Genomic DNA, 20,350 nt, shown 5'->3' on the forward strand with positions numbered 1-20,350 from the left:
GGTCAGACGGAGACGGCCTCGGGCAGGGCCGGGGAGCAGCTGTGCATCGGCATCTCGGTCAGGCCCGGGAAGTAGACGTGCAGGCTGACGGCACCTTCGAGGGTGTCGTTGACGACCTCGTGGGCGTAGCCGGGGGCGAAGACGCGCTGGGCGCCGGCGCCGAGGGTGAGCGGTCCGCGCCGGCCGTGCTCGGTGAGCTCGCCGTCGAGGACGGTCAGGATGCCGGAGGAGGCGCCGTGGCCGTGGCGGCCGCTGCCCTGGCCGGGGACCCAGCTGAGCAGCCAGACCTCGTAGCCGATGGGGGCACCCCCTGCTCGAGCGGAGTCGAGAGCTTGGGGGACGGTGCGCAGCCGGTGGTACCAGCGGGCGGTGGCGTCGTACTCGACCAGGTGCTCCCACTCGGCGCGGTTCGCGGCGATGGAGCGGGCCAGGCCGACGAACTCGGCGACAGTGGTTGGGTGTTCGCCGGCGGGCTGCAGGAGGTGCTGGACGGAGAGGATGTCGCCGGCGATCTGGAGGTCGCTCTCGACGGCCATGGGGGCGGCGACGGGGGCGGTGGCGGCGGTGCTGTTCATCGTGGGGGTGTCCTCGACGGATGTCAGTCGTGCTGGCGGTCGCTGTGGGGGTGGCCGGAGCTCAGGGGAGCCGAAGCTCCGAAGGCATCAACAGCTGCAACAGCGACAGCGAACCTGGACAGCGCTCAGGAACCCACGAATGGGGGTCCGGGTGGCGGTCGAGGTCACTGACATGGGGACAAGGAGACCGGGTCGAAGGCCCGACTGTCAACCCAATGCCTCGTATGGCCGCAAAAGTTTCATCTGATCCGGTTGCCGTGCTGGAAGAAAGGTTTGTGCAAACCGATGTAGGGGAGGTGGCGCTCACATCGCGCCGATGCCGCACAGGCCCCGCCCAAACCCGACGCGCCGCCCCGTGATCGAAATGTGATCTGCGCCGCTTCTTTGGCTTGATCGCAACCACGCCGCGGAGTGGTACGTCGATTGCGGGTGAACACGCGCCCTGTGGGGCACCAGTTGCATGTGTCACGATTTTTGGCGATATGAACACTTTCTGCATACGCTTGGTTCCGCAGAGTGAATAAGGGGCCCAATAGCAGATCTCGGCTTGACTGCCTGGGAGCGGCCCACTTGTAATTTCACTCGTGTCGTTACGTAGCGATGAGTAACGACATCACCACGGGGACGCACAGACAGAGCGAGGGGCGCACATGACCGAGCTGTTTCAGGAACTGCTGGTCGAGGAGGCGGACGAAGAGCTCGGATGGCAGGAGCGCGCTCTGTGCGCCCAGACCGACCCCGAGTCCTTCTTTCCCGAGAAGGGCGGCTCCACCCGCGAGGCCAAGAAGGTCTGCCTCGCCTGCGAAGTCCGCTCCGAATGCCTTGAGTACGCACTCGCCAACGACGAGCGATTCGGCATCTGGGGCGGCCTCTCCGAGCGCGAGCGCCGACGGCTGAAAAAGGCGGCTGTCTGAGCACGCAGCGCAACACCGCGCGACGCACGGCAACGCACGGCGGTACGCGGAACATCGCGCGGCGCACCGTGCGCGACACCGCACGGAACAGAGCAACGAGCAGAGCAAACGGTCCGCCTCCTGCACCTTCCCCGCAGGAGGCGGACCGCTGTGTTTCCAGCCGTTAGTGTGGGGCGCTGTCCAGCAGCCTCCGGGAGCACACCACCCCCGGATCCACTCCCCGGACCGCGTCCGGGGGGACCCCCAGGCCGGAGGGCCAGTAGAGCGATGTCCCTGCACAGCCAGTCGACGGCCTCCCACCAGGCTGCCGCCACACCCGAGTTCCCCCGGCACGTCGTCACCGCGGTCCTCGTCGCCCACGACGGCGCCCGCTGGCTGCCCAGAACGCTCGCCGGCCTCCTCGGCCAGGAACGCCCCGCCCAGAGCCACGTCGCCGCCGACACCGGCAGCGCCGACGACTCCGCGCGCCTCCTCGGCGAGGCCCTCGGCGAGGACCGCGTCCTCCACCTCGCCCGCCGCACCGGCTTCGGCGCCGCCGTCGGCGAAGCCGTCCGCAGCGCCGGCACCCTGACCCCCGAGGACCTCCCGTACCTCAAGCGCCCCAGCGGCTGGGACCCCGTCAGCCGCACCTGGCGCGACGACGCCTACGACATCCCCGAACTCCCCCACGGCGAACCCGTCCAGTGGCTCTGGCTGCTCCACGACGACAGCGCCCCCGAGCCCGACGCCCTCACCGAACTGCTCCGCGTCGCCGACGAGAACCCCGACGCCGCCGTCGTCGGCCCCAAGCTGCGCGGCTGGTACGACAAGAAGCAGCTCCTCGAAGCCGGCCTCACCATCGCCCGCAGCGGCCGCCGCTGGACCGGACTCGACCGCCGCGAACAGGACCAGGGCCAGCACGACCAGATCCGCCCCGTCCTCTCCGTCTCCACCGCCGGCATGCTCGTACGCCGCGACGTGTACGAAGCCCTCGGCGGCTTCGACCGCCGCCTGCCGCTCATGCGCGACGACGTGGACCTCTGCTGGCGCGCCCAGAGCGCCGGCCACACCGTCCTCGTCGCCCCCGACGCCGTCCTGCGCCACGCCGAGGCCGCCGCCCGCGAGCGCCGCACCGTCGACTGCGCCGGACGTACGAGCTCCAGCCCGCACCGCGTCGACAAGGCCGGCGCCGTCTACACGGTCCTCGCCAACAGCTCCGGCCGAGCCCTGCCGTACGTCCTGCTCCGCCTGCTCGTCGGCACCGTGCTCCGCACCCTCGCCTACCTCGTCGGCAAGGCCCCCGGCCAGGCCGTCGACGAGATCACCGGCCTCCTCGCCACCCTGCTGCGCCCCGGCCGGATCCTCGGCGCCCGCCGCAGACGCGGCCGCCCCGCCGTCCCCGCCAAGGAACTGCGCCCCCTGTTCCCGCCCCCGGGCGCGAGCGTGCGGGCCAACGCCGAACAGCTCGCCGGCTACTTCGGCGCCGACCGCGAAACCGACACGGCCGCCGTCGGCCGGCACGGCGGAGCCGTCGAATCCGGTCCCGGCGGCGACGACGCCGACTACCTCGAGATCGAACAGTTCGCGCGCCTCAAGCGGATCGCCCGCAACCCCGCGCCCGTCCTCTTCGCCCTCCTCCTGCTCGTGTCCGTCATCGCCTGCCGCGCCCTGCTCGGCGGCGGCTCCCTCATGGGCGGCGCCCTGCTGCCCGCCCCCGACAGCGGACTCGCCCTCTGGCGCGCCTACACCGACGACTGGCAGCCCGTCGCCGTCGGCTCCACCGCCGGAGCGCCCCCCTACCTCGCGGTCCTCGGCGCCCTCGCCACCGTGCTGTTCGGCTCCACCAGCGCCGCGCTGACCCTGCTGCTCGTCTGCTCGGTCCCGCTCGCCGGGCTCACCGCGTACTTCGCCTCCCGGCCGCTCGTCGAATCCCGGCTGCTACGCGCCTGGGCCGCCGTCGCCTACGCCTTCCTGCCAGCCGTCACCGGCGCCCTCGCCGGCGGCCGCCTCGGCACCGCCGTCCTCGCGATCGTGCTCCCGCTCATCGCCCGCTCGGCCGTCGCCGCCTTCGGCTTCGGCGGAGCCGAAGGCGAACGGTCCGGCTGGCGCCCGGTGTGGACGTACACCCTCCTGCTGACCCTGGCCACCGCCTTCACCCCCGTCGTCTGGCCGCTCGCCGCCGTCCTCGGCACCGCCGCCCTGGTACTGCGCCGCGCCGAGTGGAAGGCGTACGGCCTGCGGCTGCTCGCCACGCTCGCCGTCCCGCTCCTCGTGCTCGCCCCCTGGTCGCTGAGCCTGCTCACGCACCCCGGACGGCTCCTGCACGAGGCCGGCCTGCCCTTCGGATCCGGCTCGGCCACCGCCCTGGACCTGCTCGGCATCAGCCCCGGCGGCCCCCGGACCGCCGGCGGACTGCTGCTCATCGGCGTCGTGCTCGCCGCCCTGGCCGCCCTGCTGCGCTCCGAGCGGCAGTTCGCCGTCCGCACCGCCTGGGCCGCCGCCCTCGCCGCGCTGCTGCTGGCCGTCGTGGTCAACCGCACCGGCTGGGCCGGGCCCGCCACCCTCGTCTACGGACTGGCCCTCCTCGCCGCCGCCGTGGTCGGCGCCGACGGCGCCAAGGAGCGGGTCGCCGCCAGCAGCTTCGGCTGGCGCCAGCCGCTCGCCGCGCTGATCGCGCTCGCCGCGGCCGCCGGTCCGCTGCTCGGCGCGGCCGGCTGGATGATCAGCGGCGCCGACGGCCCACTGGAGCGGCGCGACCCGGTCCAGGTCCCCGCGTTCGTCGCGGAGGAGAGCGGCACCCGCGACCAGGCCCGCACCCTCGTCCTGGGCGGCACCTCGCCGGCCACGGTTTCCTACACCCTGGTCCGCGGCTCCGGCGGCCGCCTCGGCGACGCCGAACTCGCCGCCGCCGCCGGCAGCAGCCCCCGGCTCGACAAGGTCGTCTCCAGCCTCGTCGCCGGCTCCGGCGCCGACCAGAGCGACCAGCTCAGCGGGTTCGCGATCCGCTACATCCTGGTCCGCGACGGGGCCCCGCAGCAGATGCGCAAGGTCCTCGACGCCACCCTGGGGCTCAGCCGCCTCAGCCAGCTCGACGGCAGCGCGCTGTGGCGGGTCGACCGCCAGGTCGCCCGCGCCACCATCGTCTCCGGCAAGCCGGGCGAAGCCCCCATCCCCGTCGCCTCCGGCCCCGTCGAGGTCCACACCAAGATCCCGGCGGGCGAGGCGGGCGGCGCCGGCCGGGTGCTGCGCATCGCCGACCGGGCGGCCCCCGGCTGGGAGGCCACCCTCGACGGCAAGCCCCTCAAGCCGAAGACGCTCGACGGCTGGGCCCAGGGCTTCGAACTGCCCGCCGCGGGCGGCCGCCTCGACCTCGTCCACCAGGACGCGCTGACCCGGACCGCCTGGCACTGGGCACAGGGCCTGCTCGCGCTCGTCCTGCTCGTGATGGCCCTGCCGGGCCGCCGGGCACGCCTCGACGACGACCTGCCGGAGGAGGAGGAGGAGACCGCCGAGCGCTCCGCCGCGGGCGAGGCCGGAGAGGGCCGCCGGGCCCGCCGGCTGCGCGCGGAGGCGCAGTCCGCGGACGCCGCGACGGCCACCGCCGAGGAGCCCCCGGGCGCGGTCGCCGACCCGTACGCGCAGATCCCGGCGCAGCCGGTGTACGGCGAGGACGCGTACACGTACCAGGCGTACGGCGACCAGGGCTACGCATATGAGCAGCAGCCCCAGCAGCCCCAGCAGCCGTACGTGCCGGCGCCCGCGCAGGCTCCGGGGTACGAGCAGTACCCGTACCCGCAGCAGGGCCACGAGGCCCAGCCGGCGTACCCGCAGCAGCCGCCCCAGCAGCAGCCGTACCCCTACCCGCCGTACGAGCAGCCGTACGACACCTACGGACAGCACGAGCCGCGTCCCGACGGGAGCCCCCAGCAGTGAAGCAGCGCGCACCCCTGACGCTGGCGGCGGTGGCCGCGGCCCTGGCGGCCGTCACCGGCGTCGGGTACCTCACCGCCCCCGCCGCCCCGGCCGCCGAGGCCAAGACGGCGGCCGCGGCCCGGATGCCGGTGGAGCGGTCCGCGCTCGTCTGCCCGGCGCCCAGCTCCTCGGACATCGCGGAGACCACGTACACGGCGATCACCCCCGGCGCCGCCGGGGGTGGCAAGGGCGCGGCCCGGCTCCTCGGCGCGACCAAGGAGGCCAAGCCGGTGCTGGAGCTCAAGGAGCGCGGCAAGCCGGCCGGAGCCACCGCCTCCGGCGCGGAGGCGCCCGCGCTGACGGGCGTCGCCGACGGGGTCCTGGCCCCCGGCTGGACCGCACAGCAGACCACGAAGGTCGCGGTCGGCCGGGCGCGCGGCGTCCTCGGCGTCGGCTGCACCACGCCCGGCACCGATTTCTGGTTCCCCGGCGCGAGCACGGCCAAGGGGCGCGAGGACTACGTGCACCTCACCAACCCGGACGACACCGCGGCCGTGATCGACATCAAGATGTTCGGCCCCGACGGGGCGGTGAAGTCCGACGGCGGCACCGGCGAGAACATCCGGATCGACCCCAAGTCCACCAAGGCCGTCTCACTGGCCTCGCTGGCCCCCGGAACGCAGCTCCCGGACGTCACCGCCCATGTGACGACCCGTGCGGGCCGGGTCGGCGCCTCCGTGCAGGTCGGCGAGGAGGGGGTGGGCTCGGACTGGCTGCCTGCCTCCGCCGACCCGGCGGGCTCACTGGTCCTGCCCGGGATCCCGGCGGACGCCACCTCCGTACGGCTGGTGGCCTTCGCGCCGGGCGAGGAGGACGCGGACCTCACCCTCAAGCTGGCCGGGCCGAACGGCTCGATCAGCCCGGCCGGCAACGAACAGCTGCACCTCAAGGGCGGGATGACCGCGAGCGTCGACCTCAAGGACGTGACCCGCGGCGAGGCGGGCGCGCTGGTGCTGGCCCCGGCGAACGGCAAGAAGGCCGTACCGGTGGTGGCCGCCGTACGCGTGGTCCGCGGCAGCGGCGCCAAGCAGGAGCTGGGCTTCGTCCCGGCGACCGCTGCGGTGGGCACGCGGGCCACGGTCGCCGACAACCGGGCCGACGAGAACGCGACGGTGCTCTCGCTGACGGCGGCGGGCGGCACGGACGCGAAGGTCAAGGTGACGGCGTCGGCGGGCACGGAGGCGGGGGAGCCGGCCTCGAAGGAGGTCACGGTCAAGGCGGGCACGACGCAGGCGGTGACGCTGGCCCCGGCGGGCGCCAAGGGCGCGTACGCGCTGACGGTCGAGACTGTCTCCGGCGGGCCCGTGTACGCGGCCCGGACGCTGACGCTGCCGCACGAGGGGATCCCGATGTTCACGATCCAGCCGCTGTCGGACGACCACGCGATGGTCTCGGTCCCCAAGGCCACCCAGGACCTCACGGTCCTGACCGACTAGGGCGCCGTACGGGCGGCCGGGACGGTCCGGGGCCCCGGGCCCCGGGGCCCGGCCGCCGGTCCGGCCGTACGGCCGCCCGTCAGTCCTGCCCGTACCGCGGGTCCACCGTCTCCGGGGACAGCCCCAGCAGTTCGGCCACCTGCTCCACCACGATCTCGTGCACCAGCAGCGCCCGCTCGTCCCGGCTCTTCGTCCGGATCTCCACCGGCCGCCGGAACACCATGACCCGCGCCGGCCGCCCCGCTCCGTCCGACTCCGCCAGCGCCCCGAGCGGCACCGCCTCGTCGTTCCAGCCGGTCTCCGGACCGCCCGGCGGCCCCGGCACGTCGGCGACCACGAACTCCACCTCCGCCAGCTGCGGGAACCGCCGCTCCAGCCGCTCGACCGAGTCCCGTACGAGGTCGCCGAACAGCTCCGCCCGGCTCGCCGACAACGGCACCTGCGGCGGGGCCAGCGGCCCCCGCATCCCCCGCCCGTGCCGGTCGCGGCGGCGCGGCCGCGGTTCGGCGGGAGGCTCGGCGGGGCGGGGCGGGCCGGGGGGCAGGGGGCTGTCGGTCACCCCCGCAGCGTAGCCCTCGCGGCCCCTCCCACCCGGGCGTTTCCGGACCCGCCGCGCCCCTCCGCGGGCACGACACGGGGGAGCGCGCTGGGGGAGAGTCGTCGCGGCCCGGTCAAGAGTGCGGTACCGTCCAACGTCGTGAGCCTTGTACGTCGCTGTTCGCGCACCGCGTGCGGCCGCCCTGCCGTCGCGACACTGACGTACGTCTACGCCGATTCGACCGCAGTCCTCGGCCCGCTCGCCACCTACGCGGAACCCCACTGTTACGACCTGTGCGCCGAGCACTCCGAGCGCCTGACAGCCCCGCGGGGCTGGGACGTCGTGCGCCTGACCGACGGCTCCGCGCCCTCCCGCCCCAGCGGTGACGACCTCGAAGCCCTCGCCAACGCCGTCCGTGAAGCGGCCCGTCCGCACGACCGCGCGGCGCAGGCCGGCGGATCCGGTCCGGGCAGCGGCGGCAACGGCACCGGGGAGACGCGCCGCGGACACCTGCGCGTCCTGCGTTCGCCCGACTCCTGACATCACATGGTCTGAGAAGCCGCTCTCCGTGCAGGTAGGTTTGCTCCACCGCACAGCACTTCAGGAGGGCAGGCAGTGGCCGCAGATCTTTCGAACATCGTCAAGGCGTACGACGTACGTGGTGTCGTACCCGACGAGTGGGACGAGTCGCTGGCCGAACTGTTCGGGGCCGCCTTCGTCGAGGTCACCGGTGCCACCGCGATCGTCGTCGGCCACGACATGCGACCCTCCTCTCCCGCCCTGTCCGGGGCCTTCGCGCGCGGCGCCGCCGCCCGCGGCGTGGACGTCACCCTGATCGGACTCTGCTCCACCGACCAGCTGTACTACGCCTCCGGCACGCTGGACCTGCCCGGCGCGATGTTCACGGCCTCGCACAACCCGGCCCGCTACAACGGCATCAAGCTCTGCCGGGCCGGCGCCGCCCCCGTCGGCCAGGACTCCGGCCTCTCCACCATCCGCGAGCTCGTCGAGCAGTGGTCCGAGCAGGGCGCCCCGGCCGTCGCCGAAGGCACCGCCCCCGGCACGATCACCGAGCAGGACACCCTCGCCGGCTACGCAGAGCACCTCAAGGGCCTGGTCGACCTCGGCGCCATCCGCCCGCTCAAGGTCGTCGTCGACGCGGGCAACGGCATGGGCGGCCACACCGTCCCGACCGTGTTCGAGGGCCTGCCGCTGGAGCTCGTCCCGATGTACTTCGAGCTCGACGGCACCTTCCCGAACCACGAGGCCAACCCCCTCGACCCGAAGAACATCGTCGACCTCCAGGCCCGCGTGCGGGCCGAGGGCGCCGACCTCGGCCTCGCCTTCGACGGCGACGCCGACCGCTGCTTCGTCGTCGACGAGCGCGGCGAGGGCGTCTCCCCGTCCGCCGTCACCGCCCTGGTCGCGGCCCGTGAACTGGCCCGCAACGGCGGCACCGGCACGGTGATCCACAACCTGATCACCTCCTGGTCGGTCCCCGAGGTCGTCCGCGAGCACGGCGGCACCCCCGTCCGCACCCGCGTCGGCCACTCCTTCATCAAGGAGCAGATGGCCACGTCCGGCGCCATCTTCGGCGGCGAGCACTCGGCGCACTACTACTTCAAGGACTTCTGGAACGCGGACACCGGCATGCTCGCCGCGCTCCACGTCCTCGCGGCCCTCGGCGGCCAGGAAGGCCCGCTCTCCGAGCTGGTCTCCTCGTACGACCGCTACGCGGGCTCCGGCGAGATCAACTCCACCGTCGCCGACCAGGCCGGCCGGCTCGCCGCCGTCAAGGCCGCGTACGGCTCCGCCGAGGGGATCACCCTCGACGAGCTCGACGGCCTGACCGCCACCTCCGCCGACTGGTGGTTCAACCTGCGCGCCTCCAACACCGAGCCGCTGCTGCGCCTCAACGTCGAGGCCCGCGACCCCGAGACCCTCGCCAAGGTCCGCGACGAGGTCCTCGCCCTCGTCCGGGCATAAAGCCCGTGTCACGGCCGGGCCGCGCGAGGTGCGGCCCGGCGGTACGCTGACCTCGCCCAATCCGCATGTTCGAAGGGAACCGCCCCATGCCGCTCGAAGCCGGCCTTCTGGAGATCCTCGCCTGCCCCGCCTGCCACTCGCCCCTCGAGGACAAGTCGGCGGACGAAGCGGCTCCCGAGCTGATCTGCACCGGCCAGGACTGCGGCCTCGCCTACCCGGTCCGCGACGGCATCCCGGTCCTCCTCGTCGACGAGGCCCGCCGCCCCGCCTGAGGCCGCGACCCCGGGCCGCGAGCCCCGGGACGCACAGGCATCAAGGGGCGCCCGTCGCAGCGCCGGGCGCCCGAGCAACCGAGTCGCCCGCCCTTCTGAATCAGCCGGAGGCCGCAATGCTCGACGAGTCGCTCCTCGACGCACCGGACGAGCTCGCCCGCGCCGACCGCCGCGGTCTGCTCCGCGGCGCCGCCGAGGCCGGAGCCAGAGTCCGTACCGCGGCCCGGCACGCGACCGACGCCGGCCTCGCCGACCTGCGCCCCGACGGCCGGCCCCGAGCCGTCCTCATCGCCGGGTCCGGCACCGCCGCCACCGGCGTCGCCGACCTGCTCGGCGCCCTCGCCGGAGCCTCCGCACCGGTCACCCGCCTGCACCCCACCGGTGTCGCCCACGCTGCCGGCGCCCTGCGCTGGGCGCTGCCCGGCTGGGCCGGCTCCGTCGACCTGCTGCTCCTCGCCACCACCGACGGCACCGAGCCCGGGCTCGGTCTCCTCGCCGAGCAGGCCTACCGGCGGGGCTGCACCGTCGTCGCCGTCGCGCCCGAGCGGTCGCCGCTGAGCGAGGCCGTGGACGGCGCGCACGGGCTCCTCGTACCGATGGCCAAGGCCCCGTACCAGGAGTACGACGAGTCCGCCGCGGCCGGACCCGGCGCCCTGTGGGCCCTGCTGACCCCGCTGCTCGTGCTCCTCGACAAGGTCGGGCTGATCGCCGCCGCCCCCGAGGCCCTGCAGGGCGTCGCCGACCGGCTCGACCGCACCGCCGAGCGCTGCGGGCCGGCCATCGCCACGTACTCCAACCCGGCCAAGACCCTCGCAGCCGAGCTCGCCGACTCCCTCCCGCTCATCTGGAGCGAGGGCGCGGGCGCCGGACCGGCCGGCCGCCGCTTCGCCGCCACCCTCGCCGAGCTCGCCGGCCGCCCCGCACTGGCCGCCGAGCTGCCCGAGGCACTGCCCGCCCACGGGGTCCTGCTCGCCGGCTCCTTCGCGGCCGGCGCCGACCCCGAAGACTTCTTCCGTGACCGGGTGGAGGAGCCCCAGGCCCTCCGTGCCCGCATCGTCCTGCTGCGCGACCGGCCCACGGGCGGCCTCACCGCCGCCCCGGCCGCGCGCGAGCTCGCCCTCAGCCACGACACGGCCATCAGCGAGCTCGAACCGGAGGAGGGCGGCGAACTGGAACAGCTCGCCGAACTCCTCGCCGTCACGGACTTCGCCACCGCCTACCTGGCGCTGGCGACCAGGGGACACGGCTGAGCACACCACCGTGCCGGCCCTTCATCCAGGAAGACGGACGAAGATGGACCGCCTGACGAATACGATCCGCCCCTACGCCTGGGGATCGACCACCGCGATCCCCGGGCTCCTCGGAGTCGAACCCACCGGGGAGCCCCAGGCCGAGATGTGGATGGGCGCCCACCCCGGCGCCCCCTCCCGCCTCGACCGCGGCGCCGGCGTGACCACCCTCGCGGACGTCATCGCCGCCGACCCCGAGCGCGAGCTCGGCGCGGCCGCCGTCACCAAGTTCGGCCCCCGGCTGCCCTTCCTCCTCAAACTCCTCGCGGCCGGCGCCCCGCTCTCCCTCCAGGTCCACCCCGACCTGGAGCAGGCCGAGGCGGGCTACGCCGACGAGGAGTACCGCGGGATCCCGGCCGACGCGGCCCACCGCAACTACAAGGACCCCAACCACAAGCCCGAGATGATCTGCGCGCTCACCCCCTTCGACGGCCTGTGCGGATTCCGCCCGCCGCTGGAGGCCGCCGAACTCCTCGAAGGCCTCGGGGTGGACTCGCTCAAGCCGTACGCCGACCTGCTGCGGGCCCACCCGGAGGAGGCGGCCCTGCGCGAGATGCTCACCGCCGTACTGACCGCGGACCGCGCCGAGATGGCCCGTACGGTCGCCGAGGCGGGTGCCGCGATCGAGCGCCTCGGGGGCCCGTACGCCCCGTACGCCCCGCTCGTCCACCACTACCCGGGCGACCCGGGCGTGATCGCGGCCATGCTGCTCAACCACGTACGACTCCAGCCCGGCGAGGCGATGTTCCTCGGCGCCGGAGTGCCGCACGCCTACCTCGACGGCCTCGGCGTGGAGCTGCTGGCCAACTCCGACAACGTGCTGCGCGCCGGGCTCACCCCCAAACACGTGGACGTGCCCGAACTCCTGAAGATCGTGCGCTTCGAGCCCGGCGACCCGGCCGTACAGCGCCCCGAGGGCAACGGCGAGGAGGTCTACGAGAGTCCCGTCGACGAATTCAGGCTCTCCCGCTTCGCCCTGGCTCCCGGCGCGGCCCCCCACCTCCTCCCGGACGCCGCCCCGCAGATCCTGCTCTGTACGGCGGGCCGCCCGAAAGCCGGGGAACTGACACTGTCCCCTGGGGAGTCGGTCTTCGTCCCGGTCGGCGAAAGGGTCGAACTGTCCGGTATCGGCACCATTTTCCGGGCCACCGTGTCGGTGTGAACGTGGCGTCCGCCGCCACGACTGCAACAATGTGCCGCCGTAGCGCGGCGCCCCGGGCAGGGGCGCCGTACCGAGGAAGGGACTCCGGAAACCCATGAGCGCGTCGGGCGGTACCAGGGCGATCGTGGCGGCACTCGCCGCCAACCTCGCCATCGCTGTAGCCAAGTTCGTGGCCTTCGTCTTCAGCGGCTCGTCGTCGATGCTCGCGGAAAGCGTCCACTCGCTGGCCGACTCCGGGAACCAGGGGCTGCTGCTGCTGGGCGGGAAGAAGGCCCAGCGCGAGGCGACGCCGCAACACCCCTTCGGGTACGGGCGCGAACGCTACATCTACGCCTTCCTCGTCTCCATCGTGCTCTTCACCGTCGGTGGCATGTTCGCCATCTACGAGGGCGTCGAGAAGGTCCAGCACCCGCACCCCATCGAGGACTGGTACTGGCCGATCGGCGTGCTCCTCTTCGCGATCGTCGCCGAGGGCTTCTCCTTCAAGACGGCGATCAAGGAGTCGAACGAGATCCGCGGCGCCCTCTCCTGGAGCCAGTTCATCAGGCGCGCCAAGGCCCCCGAGCTGCCGGTGGTCCTGCTGGAGGACTTCGGCGCGCTCGTCGGCCTGGTCCTCGCCCTCGGCGGCGTCGGCCTCGCGCTCGCGACCGGCGACGGCGTCTGGGACGGCATCGGAACCCTCTGCATCGGCATCCTGCTGATCCTCATCGCGATCGTGCTGGCCGCCGAGACCAAGTCCCTGCTGCTCGGTGAGGCCGCCGGCACGGAGGACGTCGAGAAGATCAAGGCCGCGCTCGTCGACGGAGACGTGGTCACCCGCGTCATCCACATGCGCACTCTGCACCTGGGCCCCGAGGAGCTCCTGGTCGCCGCGAAGATCGCCGTCGAGGGCGATGACACGGCGACCCAGGTGGCGGACGCGATCAACGCCGCCGAAGCCCGGATCCGCGAGGCGGTCCCGATCGCCCGCGTGATCTACCTGGAGCCGGACATCTACAAGGCGGAAGCCGCCGCGCAGGGCTGAGGCGGTTCCCGCACCACGCACGAAGGCCCCCGCCGCGCGCGGACCGCGCCCGGCGGGGGCCTTCTGCGTACGGGGCCGGCCGGCTACCGGATCTCGCCGAGCAGGTCCAGGACCGCCGGGACGTCCGGGGCCGACTGCAGCCGGTCCCGGAAGTCCGCGTCCATGAGCCGGCGCGACAGCAGCGCGAGGATCCGCAGGTGCTCGTCGCCGGCGGCGGCCTCCGGCACCGAGATCATGAAGACCAGCCGGGCCTTCGTCCCGTCCGGCGAGCCCCACTCGATGCCCGCGCCGGAGCGGGCGAAGCCCACCGTCGGCCGGGACACCGCGTCCGTCTTGGCGTGCGGGATCGCGATGGACTCGCCGAGACCCGTCGTGCCCTGGGCCTCGCGGGCCAGGGCGGCCCGTACGAGCTCGTCCACGTCCCGTACGTTGCCGGTCGCGGCCAGCATCGCGGCCATCTCGCGGATGGCCGCCTCCTTGGAGTCCGAGGCCAGCTCGGTCTTCACGGTCCGCGCGGTCAGATATCCGGACAACACCTCGGGCGCACCGGCCGCAGCGGATGCGGTTCCCCTTCCCGCACCCGCACCCGCACCCGCACCCGCACCGACCCCCGCGAGCACGGGCTCGGGGGCGCGGACGGCCACGGGCACCACGGCGGCGACCCGGCCCCGGCGCGCCTTGAGGTCGATGAGCGCGTTGGTGGTCAGCGCCGTGACCACGGTCCCGGCCGCGATGGCGATCAGGAACCCGGCCCAGCCGCTGACGGCGCCCAGCGCGGCCACGACCGGACCGCCGTGCGGCACGTGGTCGCCCACGCCCGCCACACCGGCGATCGCACCGGCCACCGCACCACCGAGCATGTTCGCCGGGATGACGATCGCCGGCCGCGCCGCCGCGAACGGGATCGCGCCCTCCGAGATGCCGAACATCCCCATGAAGAGCGCCGCCATGCCGGTCTCGCGCTCCTGGTCGGAGTACAGCCTGCGGCGCAGCAGTGTCGCCAGGCCCTGACCCAGCGGCATGACCGGGATGGCCGCCGCGCACATGCCCATGACCGCGTAGTTCCCGGACGCGATGAGTCCCGTACCGAAGAGGAACGCCGTCTTGTTGACCGGACCGCCCATGTCGAAGGCGATCATCAGACCGAGGATCGCGCCGAGCAGGATCGCGCTGGTGCCGGTCATGCCGGACAGCAGGCTCGTCAGGTTCTCGAACACCCGGGAGATCGGCTTGCCGATGACGTAGATGAAGAACAGGCCCAGCGCCGTCGTCGCGACGATCGGGATCACGATGATCGGCATGATCGGCTGCACGACCTTGGGGACCTCTACCTTCTTGATCCACAGGACCAGACAGCCGGCCAGGAAGCCCGTCACGATGGCGCCGATGAAGCCCGCGCCCGCCTTCGAGCCGTACAACGCCCCGGTGTTCGCGATGAAGCCGCCGATCATGCCGGGCACGAGGGCCGGCCGGTCGCCGATGGCGTACGCGATGTAGCCGGACAGGATCGGGATCATCAGCTGGAAACCGATGCCGCCGATGGCGTTCACATGGGCCCAGAAGGTGCCCTCGGGGATGACGTAGCCCTCGGGCGTCGCGTGCCCGCCGAGGGCCAGCGAGATGGCGATCAGCAGACCGCCGACCACCACGAACGGGATCATGTACGAGACGCCGTTCATCAGCGCCTTGTACGCGATGCTGCGCTCCTTGCCGCCACCGCCACCCGCACCGCCGCCCGGAGCCGCCGCGCTCCCGGTCTGCACCGGCGCGCTCCGCACGCGCTCGATCAGCTCCTACGGCCGGTGGACGCCGTCGGCGACTCCGGTGGACAGCACCCGCTTCCCGGCGAACCGCTCGCGGTCGACTTCCTTGTCGGCGGCGATGATGATGCCGTCCGCCTCCCTGACATCGTTGTCAGTGAGCACGTTCTCGGCCCCGATCGAGCCCTGCGTCTCCACCTTCATGTCGATGCCCAGTCGGGCGGCGGCCTGCTGGAGCTTCTCCGCGGCCATGTACGTGTGCGCGATCCCGGTGGGGCACGCGGTCACGGCGAGCAGCCTCAGGCGCCCGCCCCCGTTCGCGGTCCCGCCACCGGGAGAGTCGGCCGGAGTGGTCACTTGCAATCTCCTTCACGCGCGTACGAACGATCCTCCGGAAAATCGTCCAACATGTAAGGGTCCGATCAAAAGTCCAAAAGGCCTGAATACGCCCCGCCGGGCGGCCCCTTCGGACGGCGACTTCTTCCCCGGCCCACTGGGGCGCGCTCGGCCGATCGGTGTAGATTCGTCATCAGTGTCAGGCGTCGCTGCTGATGGCGGTCGGGCGGTCTCCGCGACCGGCCGAGGGGAGAGAGGACCCCCGACGGACTGAGTGCCCGGTGCACCGCCCGCACAGGCGATGCGCGGCTCAGCCGTACCCACCCTCTCGACCCATGAGGAGAGCAGCACCCATGGACTTCAAGGTCGCCGACCTTTCCCTCGCCGCCTTCGGCCGCAAGGAGATCACCCTCGCCGAGCACGAGATGCCCGGCCTGATGTCGATCCGCCGCGAGTACGCCGCGACCCAGCCGCTGGCCGGCGCCCGCATCACCGGCTCGCTGCACATGACCGTGCAGACCGCCGTCCTGATCGAGACCCTCGTCGCCCTCGGCGCCGACGTCCGCTGGGCCTCCTGCAACATCTTCTCCACCCAGGACCACGCGGCCGCCGCCATCGCGGTCGGCCCGAACGGCACCCCGGAGAACCCGCAGGGCATCCCCGTCTTCGCCTGGAAGGGCGAGACGCTGGAGGAGTACTGGTGGTGCACGGAGCAGGCGCTGACCTGGCCGAACACCCCCACCGGCGGCCCGAACATGATCCTCGACGACGGTGGCGACGCCACCCTCCTCGTCCACAAGGGCGTCGAGTTCGAGAAGGCCGGATCCGCCCCGGACCCGTCCACCGCGGACTCCGAGGAGTACGGCCACATCCTCACCCTGCTGAACCGCACCCTCGGCGAGACCCCGCAGAAGTGGACGCAGCTGGCGTCCGAGATCCGCGGCGTCACCGAGGAGACCACCACCGGTGTCCACCGCCTGTACGAGATGATGGCCGAGGGCACCCTGCTCTTCCCGGCGATCAACGTCAACGACGCGGTCACCAAGTCGAAGTTCGACAACAAGTACGGCTGCCGCCACTCCCTGATCGACGGCATCAACCGCGCCACCGACGTCCTCATCGGCGGCAAGGTCGCCGTCGTCTTCGGCTACGGCGACGTCGGCAAGGGCTGTGCCGAGTCGCTCCGCGGCCAGGGCGCCCGCGTCATCGTCACCGAGATCGACCCGATCTGCGCGCTCCAGGCGGCCATGGACGGCTTCCAGGTCGCGACGCTGGACGACGTCGTCGAGACGGCCGACATCTTCATCACGACCACGGGCAACAAGGACATCATCATGGCCGCGGACATGGCCAAGATGAAGCACCAGGCGATCGTGGGCAACATCGGCCACTTCGACAACGAGATCGACATGGCCGGCCTGGCCAAGGTCGAGGGCATCGTCAAGGACGAGGTCAAGCCGCAGGTCCACACCTGGAAGTTCCCCGACGGCAAGGTCCTGATCGTCCTCTCCGAGGGCCGTCTGCTGAACCTGGGCAACGCGACCGGCCACCCGTCGTTCGTGATGTCGAACTCCTTCGCGGACCAGACCCTGGCCCAGATCGAGCTCTTCACCAAGCCCTCGGAGTACCCGACCGACGTCTACGTGCTGCCCAAGCACCTCGACGAGAAGGTCGCCCGCCTCCACCTGGACGCCCTCGGCGTCAAGCTCACGACGCTCCGCAAGGAGCAGGCCGACTACATCGGCGTCAAGGTCGAGGGCCCGTACAAGCCGGACCACTACCGCTACTGATCCCGCACCGGTCCCCGCGGATCCGCAGCACCGAGCAGGCCCCCGGCACGTACGCCGGGGGCCTGCCCCATGAGCACGACCCGTACGACCCGTACGACCCGGTACGACGCACGCAAGGACGGCACCCCATGCCCCGCGGCCGCTACTCGCTCCACGACCCGCACGACCACACGCCCCTCGGCGAGGAGCACTTCCACTGCGCGCCCGGCCCCTCCGGCTGGCGCTACGTCTCCCAGCTCACCGGCCCGGACGGCGACCACCGCGGCTCGGTCGACCTCGCGATCGACGAGCTCGGCCGCCCCATCCGCCTCGAAGCCAACGCTTCGAGCTGGCAGGTCCGCGGCGCCGCCATCGACGGGGTCACCTGGGTGCGCTCCGACCCCGCCGGGATTGAGGCCACCGAGGGCAACGTCCCCGCCGCGGGCTTCACCGGCACCTCGCCGGCCTTCCTCGTCGCGACGGCCCGCCTGCTGCGGCTGACCCCCGGCGCCCCCGCGACCCGGGTCCGGCTCGTCGCGCTCACCGACCCGGTGCTGGCGCCCCGTACGGTCGACCAGGCCTGGGCGCTGCGGGGCCGCGCCGGGCACGCGACGGACAGCGGACCGCTCGTGGTGGACGAGTACCAGGTCACCGCCCTGGACACGGGCGAGGTCCACACGGTCCACATCGCGGGGGACGTGGTCCTCGCGGCCCCGGGCATCGAGCTGGAGCACCTGGAGACCCCGCCCTCGACGTTCGAGGACCAGCAGGCCTGAGGGGTGTCCGCACCCCCTGGCCGCTCAGGCGGGCGGAACGAACCCGGTCCGGCGTACCGGCTCGACCGGCGCGGCGGGCACTGCCGGAGCGGCATGGGCGGTCGGCGGGACGACGGCGGCCGCGGGCACGACGGGCATCACCGGCATGACGGGCGGGACGTACGCGGCGGGCGTGACGGGCGCGACGGGCGCGACGGGCGTGACGGGCGTGACGGGCGTGACGGGCGTGACGGGCGTGACGGGCGTGACGGGCGTGACGGGCCGAGCGTACGCAGGCGCGCCCTGACCGAAGGCGCGGGCCGCATCCCGGGACTGCCGCTCGTGCACCACCGCCATCAGGAACGCGGGAGCCGGCACCCCCACCGGCGGCGGAGTTCCCGTACGCGCCACCAGATCATCGGCGAGCCGCACCGCCATCGCGGCGCCCACCTGCGGGTCCAGCTGGTTCATCCGCGTCAGGTACTGCCGTATCGCCAGCCACAGCCCGTCCGGTACGGCCGACAGGTCCAGCCCCGAGAACCGCCCGGCCAGCCACGGCGGCGGAGGCGGCACCGGCATCGCCCGCGCCCCCGGCACCCGCTCCCGTACGACCAGCGCCCCCGCGAACACGTCCCCCAGCCGCCGGCCCCGCGCGGAGACCAGCGAGGCGATGCAGGCGATGGCACCGAAGGTGGCCAGCAGTTCCACGACCCCCATCGCCCCGCGCACCAGCGCGTGCCGGAACCGGATCGGCCCCCCGTCGTCGCGTACGACGCGCAGCCCGCAGGCGAGCTTGCCGAGCGAGCGCCCGTGGGACAGCGTCTCCACCGCGATCGGTATGCCGACCAGCACCAGGAGGAAGCTCGCCACCGACACCGCGGCCTGCGCGGCCGGATCCAGCGAGGCGGTCGCGAGGGTCAGCCCGATCGAGATGAGCAGGTACCCGGTGAGGTAGACGAGCAGGTCGAGAAAGATCGCCAGCGCCCGGCTCGGCAGTCTCGCCGGCCGCAACCCCAGGACGACCGCGTCCCCCGTCACCAGATCGCTCACCCTGCACACCTTTCCCGTGACCGGACCCGCCCCTTGGTTCATCCAGTCTGCCAAGCTGACCACGGTAGAAGTAAGCGGTAGCAGGCAGGTCCTGGGGCAGGGGAGCGGTAACCGGATGGATCTCGACGTCTTCGTGACGGCCCACCGGGCGGAATGGGACCGCCTGGAACAGCTCCTCGGCCGCGGCCGCCGGCTGACCGGCGCCGAGGCGGACGAGCTCGTCGCGCTCTACCAGCGGGCCTCCACGCACCTCTCGCTGATCCAGTCCAGCACCCCGGACCCGATGCTCACGGGCCGCCTGACGCAGCTCGTCGCCCGTGCCCGTGCCACCGTGACGGGTGCCCGCAAGGCCGGCTGGCGCGACGCGGCCCGCTTCTTCACCGAGGGCTTCCCGGCCGCCGTCTACCGCAGCCGCCGCTGGTGGATACCGACGGCGCTGATCTCCACGGCGGTCGGCGTCCTGCTCGGATGGTGGATAGCCACGCATCCCGAGGTCCAGGGCGCCATCGCGGCCCCCGAGGACCTGAAGGCGCTCACGAAGCCGGGCGGCGGGTACGAGGCGTACTACTCCAGCAACCCGGCGGGTTCCTTCGCCGCCCAGGTCTGGACGAACAACGCCCAGGCGGCCGCGGTCTGCCTGGTCCTGGGGGCGTTCCTGGGGATACCGGTGCTCTGGATCCTCTTCGTGAACATGCTCAACCTCGGCACGGGCATCGGCCTGATGGCCTCGGCCGGCCGCCTCGACGTCTTCCTCGGCCTGATCCTGCCGCACGGCCTGCTCGAACTGACCGCGGTGTTCGTGGCCGCGGGCACGGGCCTGCGCCTCGGCTGGACGGTCGTCGACCCGGGCCCGCGCACCCGGCGGGCCGCCCTCGCCGAGCAGGGCCGTGCCGCGCTGGGCATGGCGATCGGCCTGGCGGTGGTGCTGTTCGCATCGGGCCTGATCGAGGGCTTCGTGACCCCGTCCGGCCTCCCGACCTGGGCCCGCATCACGATCGGCGTCGCCGCCGAGGCCTGTTCCTGACGTACGTCTACGTCCTCGGCGGCCGGGCCGCGCGCGCCGGCGAGGTGGGGGATGTGGAAGCCGCGGACCAGACGGCCACGCTGCCCACGGCGGCCTGATGTGCGTCGGACCCCGTTCAGCTGCTAGTCTCCTCGTCGTCCCGCAGCGACTGTTGACACCGTCGCGGTGGGGAGGTAGATTCGAACGGTTGCCTCGAACTGGACAAGTTCGGCAGCGATGGTTTAAAGTCTCTCTCGCCCCCAACAGGAATTGAATTCCCGTGGGGCACAATCGACTCCTCATTCAGGAATCCGAAGCCGGGAAATCCGGTGGAAAACTTCTGATAGAGTCGGAACCGCCGGAAAGGGAAAGCGCGAGAGCGAAGACCCCGGAAAGCAAGCGGAACTGACTCTGATAGAGTCGGAAACGCAAGAACGAAAGCCCGGAGGAAAGCCCGAGAGGGTGAGTACAAAGGAAGCGTCCGTTCCTTGAGAACTCAACAGCGTGCCAAAAATCAACGCCAAAAGTTG

15 protein-coding genes and 2 pseudogenes are annotated in these 20,350 nt (G+C 72.8%); 12 read left to right on the plus strand and 5 right to left on the minus strand.

Annotated elements, in window-relative coordinates:
• Window positions 1-2 precede the first annotated feature (2 nt).
• Window positions 3-536 carry a cysteine dioxygenase gene (locus tag ACFXGI_RS37710; protein ID WP_384717311.1) on the minus strand — a complete coding sequence of 178 codons (534 nt, stop codon included), beginning with the start codon at window positions 534-536 and terminating at the stop codon, window positions 3-5.
• A 689-nt stretch (window positions 537-1,225) separates the two neighbouring features.
• Between ACFXGI_RS37710 and ACFXGI_RS37715 the strand changes: the two genes are divergently transcribed.
• From ACFXGI_RS37715 to ACFXGI_RS37725, 3 genes are all read left to right on the plus strand, one after another.
• The gene (locus ACFXGI_RS37715; protein WP_003983763.1) at window positions 1,226-1,489 is read left to right on the plus strand and encodes a WhiB family transcriptional regulator; all 264 of its coding nucleotides are present in this window, start codon (window positions 1,226-1,228) and stop codon (window positions 1,487-1,489) included.
• Window positions 1,490-1,756: 267 nt separating this feature from the next.
• On the plus strand, window positions 1,757-5,401 hold the full coding sequence (locus ACFXGI_RS37720; RefSeq protein WP_384717281.1) for a glycosyltransferase family 2 protein: 3,645 nt from the start codon (window positions 1,757-1,759) through the stop codon (window positions 5,399-5,401).
• The gene (locus ACFXGI_RS37725; protein WP_384717284.1) at window positions 5,398-6,876 is read left to right on the plus strand and encodes a DUF5719 family protein; all 1,479 of its coding nucleotides are present in this window, start codon (window positions 5,398-5,400) and stop codon (window positions 6,874-6,876) included. Before ACFXGI_RS37720 ends, ACFXGI_RS37725 begins: the two co-directional genes overlap by 4 nt.
• Before the next feature lie 79 nt (window positions 6,877-6,955).
• Here the strand turns inward: ACFXGI_RS37725 and ACFXGI_RS37730 are convergent, their stop codons facing one another.
• Complete coding sequence (locus ACFXGI_RS37730) at window positions 6,956-7,435, minus strand: metallopeptidase family protein (RefSeq protein ID WP_384717287.1); 480 nt, start codon at window positions 7,433-7,435, stop codon at window positions 6,956-6,958.
• 87 nt (window positions 7,436-7,522) lie between these two features.
• Between ACFXGI_RS37730 and ACFXGI_RS37735 the strand changes: the two genes are divergently transcribed.
• The 6 genes from ACFXGI_RS37735 to ACFXGI_RS37760 all read left to right on the plus strand — a co-directional run bounded on the left by ACFXGI_RS37735 (window position 7,523) and on the right by ACFXGI_RS37760 (window position 13,147).
• Window positions 7,523-7,954, plus strand: a complete 432-nt coding sequence (locus tag ACFXGI_RS37735) for a DUF3499 domain-containing protein (protein WP_384717314.1) — start codon at window positions 7,523-7,525, stop codon at window positions 7,952-7,954.
• Window positions 7,955-8,029: 75 nt separating this feature from the next.
• The gene (locus tag ACFXGI_RS37740) at window positions 8,030-9,400 is read left to right on the plus strand and encodes a phosphomannomutase/phosphoglucomutase (protein WP_384717290.1); all 1,371 of its coding nucleotides are present in this window, start codon (window positions 8,030-8,032) and stop codon (window positions 9,398-9,400) included.
• An 86-nt stretch (window positions 9,401-9,486) separates the two neighbouring features.
• Window positions 9,487-9,672, plus strand: a complete 186-nt coding sequence (locus tag ACFXGI_RS37745; protein WP_030156407.1) for a Trm112 family protein — start codon at window positions 9,487-9,489, stop codon at window positions 9,670-9,672.
• A gap of 116 nt (window positions 9,673-9,788) precedes the next feature.
• On the plus strand, window positions 9,789-10,922 hold the full coding sequence (locus tag ACFXGI_RS37750) for an SIS domain-containing protein (protein WP_384717293.1): 1,134 nt from the start codon (window positions 9,789-9,791) through the stop codon (window positions 10,920-10,922).
• 43 nt (window positions 10,923-10,965) lie between these two features.
• Window positions 10,966-12,123 (plus strand): mannose-6-phosphate isomerase, class I, encoded by a 1,158-nt coding sequence (gene manA, locus ACFXGI_RS37755; RefSeq protein ID WP_384717296.1) that lies wholly within the window; start codon window positions 10,966-10,968, stop codon window positions 12,121-12,123.
• A gap of 94 nt (window positions 12,124-12,217) precedes the next feature.
• Window positions 12,218-13,147 carry a cation diffusion facilitator family transporter gene (locus ACFXGI_RS37760; RefSeq protein ID WP_384717299.1) on the plus strand — a complete coding sequence of 310 codons (930 nt, stop codon included), beginning with the start codon at window positions 12,218-12,220 and terminating at the stop codon, window positions 13,145-13,147.
• An 83-nt stretch (window positions 13,148-13,230) separates the two neighbouring features.
• On the opposite strand, the pseudogene ACFXGI_RS37765 reads toward ACFXGI_RS37760, so the two are convergent.
• Window positions 13,231-15,264, minus strand: a pseudogene (locus ACFXGI_RS37765) (fructose-specific PTS transporter subunit EIIC).
• Between the two features lie 332 nt (window positions 15,265-15,596).
• Here ACFXGI_RS37765 and ahcY point away from each other — a divergent pair.
• Both ahcY and ACFXGI_RS37775 read left to right on the plus strand, forming a co-directional pair.
• Window positions 15,597-17,033: an adenosylhomocysteinase gene (gene ahcY, locus ACFXGI_RS37770; RefSeq protein ID WP_384717302.1), complete on the plus strand. Its 1,437-nt coding sequence runs from the start codon at window positions 15,597-15,599 to the stop codon at window positions 17,031-17,033.
• Between the two features lie 128 nt (window positions 17,034-17,161).
• Complete coding sequence (locus tag ACFXGI_RS37775; RefSeq protein ID WP_384717305.1) at window positions 17,162-17,788, plus strand: hypothetical protein; 627 nt, start codon at window positions 17,162-17,164, stop codon at window positions 17,786-17,788.
• Between the two features lie 24 nt (window positions 17,789-17,812).
• On the opposite strand, the gene ACFXGI_RS37780 is transcribed toward ACFXGI_RS37775, so the two are convergent.
• Window positions 17,813-18,817, minus strand: a complete 1,005-nt coding sequence (locus ACFXGI_RS37780) for an RDD family protein (RefSeq protein WP_384717308.1) — start codon at window positions 18,815-18,817, stop codon at window positions 17,813-17,815.
• Between the two features lie 115 nt (window positions 18,818-18,932).
• On the opposite strand from ACFXGI_RS37780, the pseudogene ACFXGI_RS37785 reads away from it, so the two are divergent.
• Window positions 18,933-19,939, plus strand: a pseudogene (locus tag ACFXGI_RS37785) (stage II sporulation protein M).
• A 184-nt stretch (window positions 19,940-20,123) separates the two neighbouring features.
• Here ACFXGI_RS37785 and ACFXGI_RS37790 read toward each other — a convergent pair.
• A partial coding sequence (locus ACFXGI_RS37790) for a hypothetical protein (protein WP_384717309.1) occupies window positions 20,124-20,350 on the minus strand: 227 nt, incomplete at its 5' end.

Source organism: Streptomyces sp. NPDC059355, assembly GCF_042752335.1.
In the GTDB taxonomy this organism is placed as follows: Bacteria; Actinomycetota; Actinomycetes; order Streptomycetales; family Streptomycetaceae; genus Streptomyces.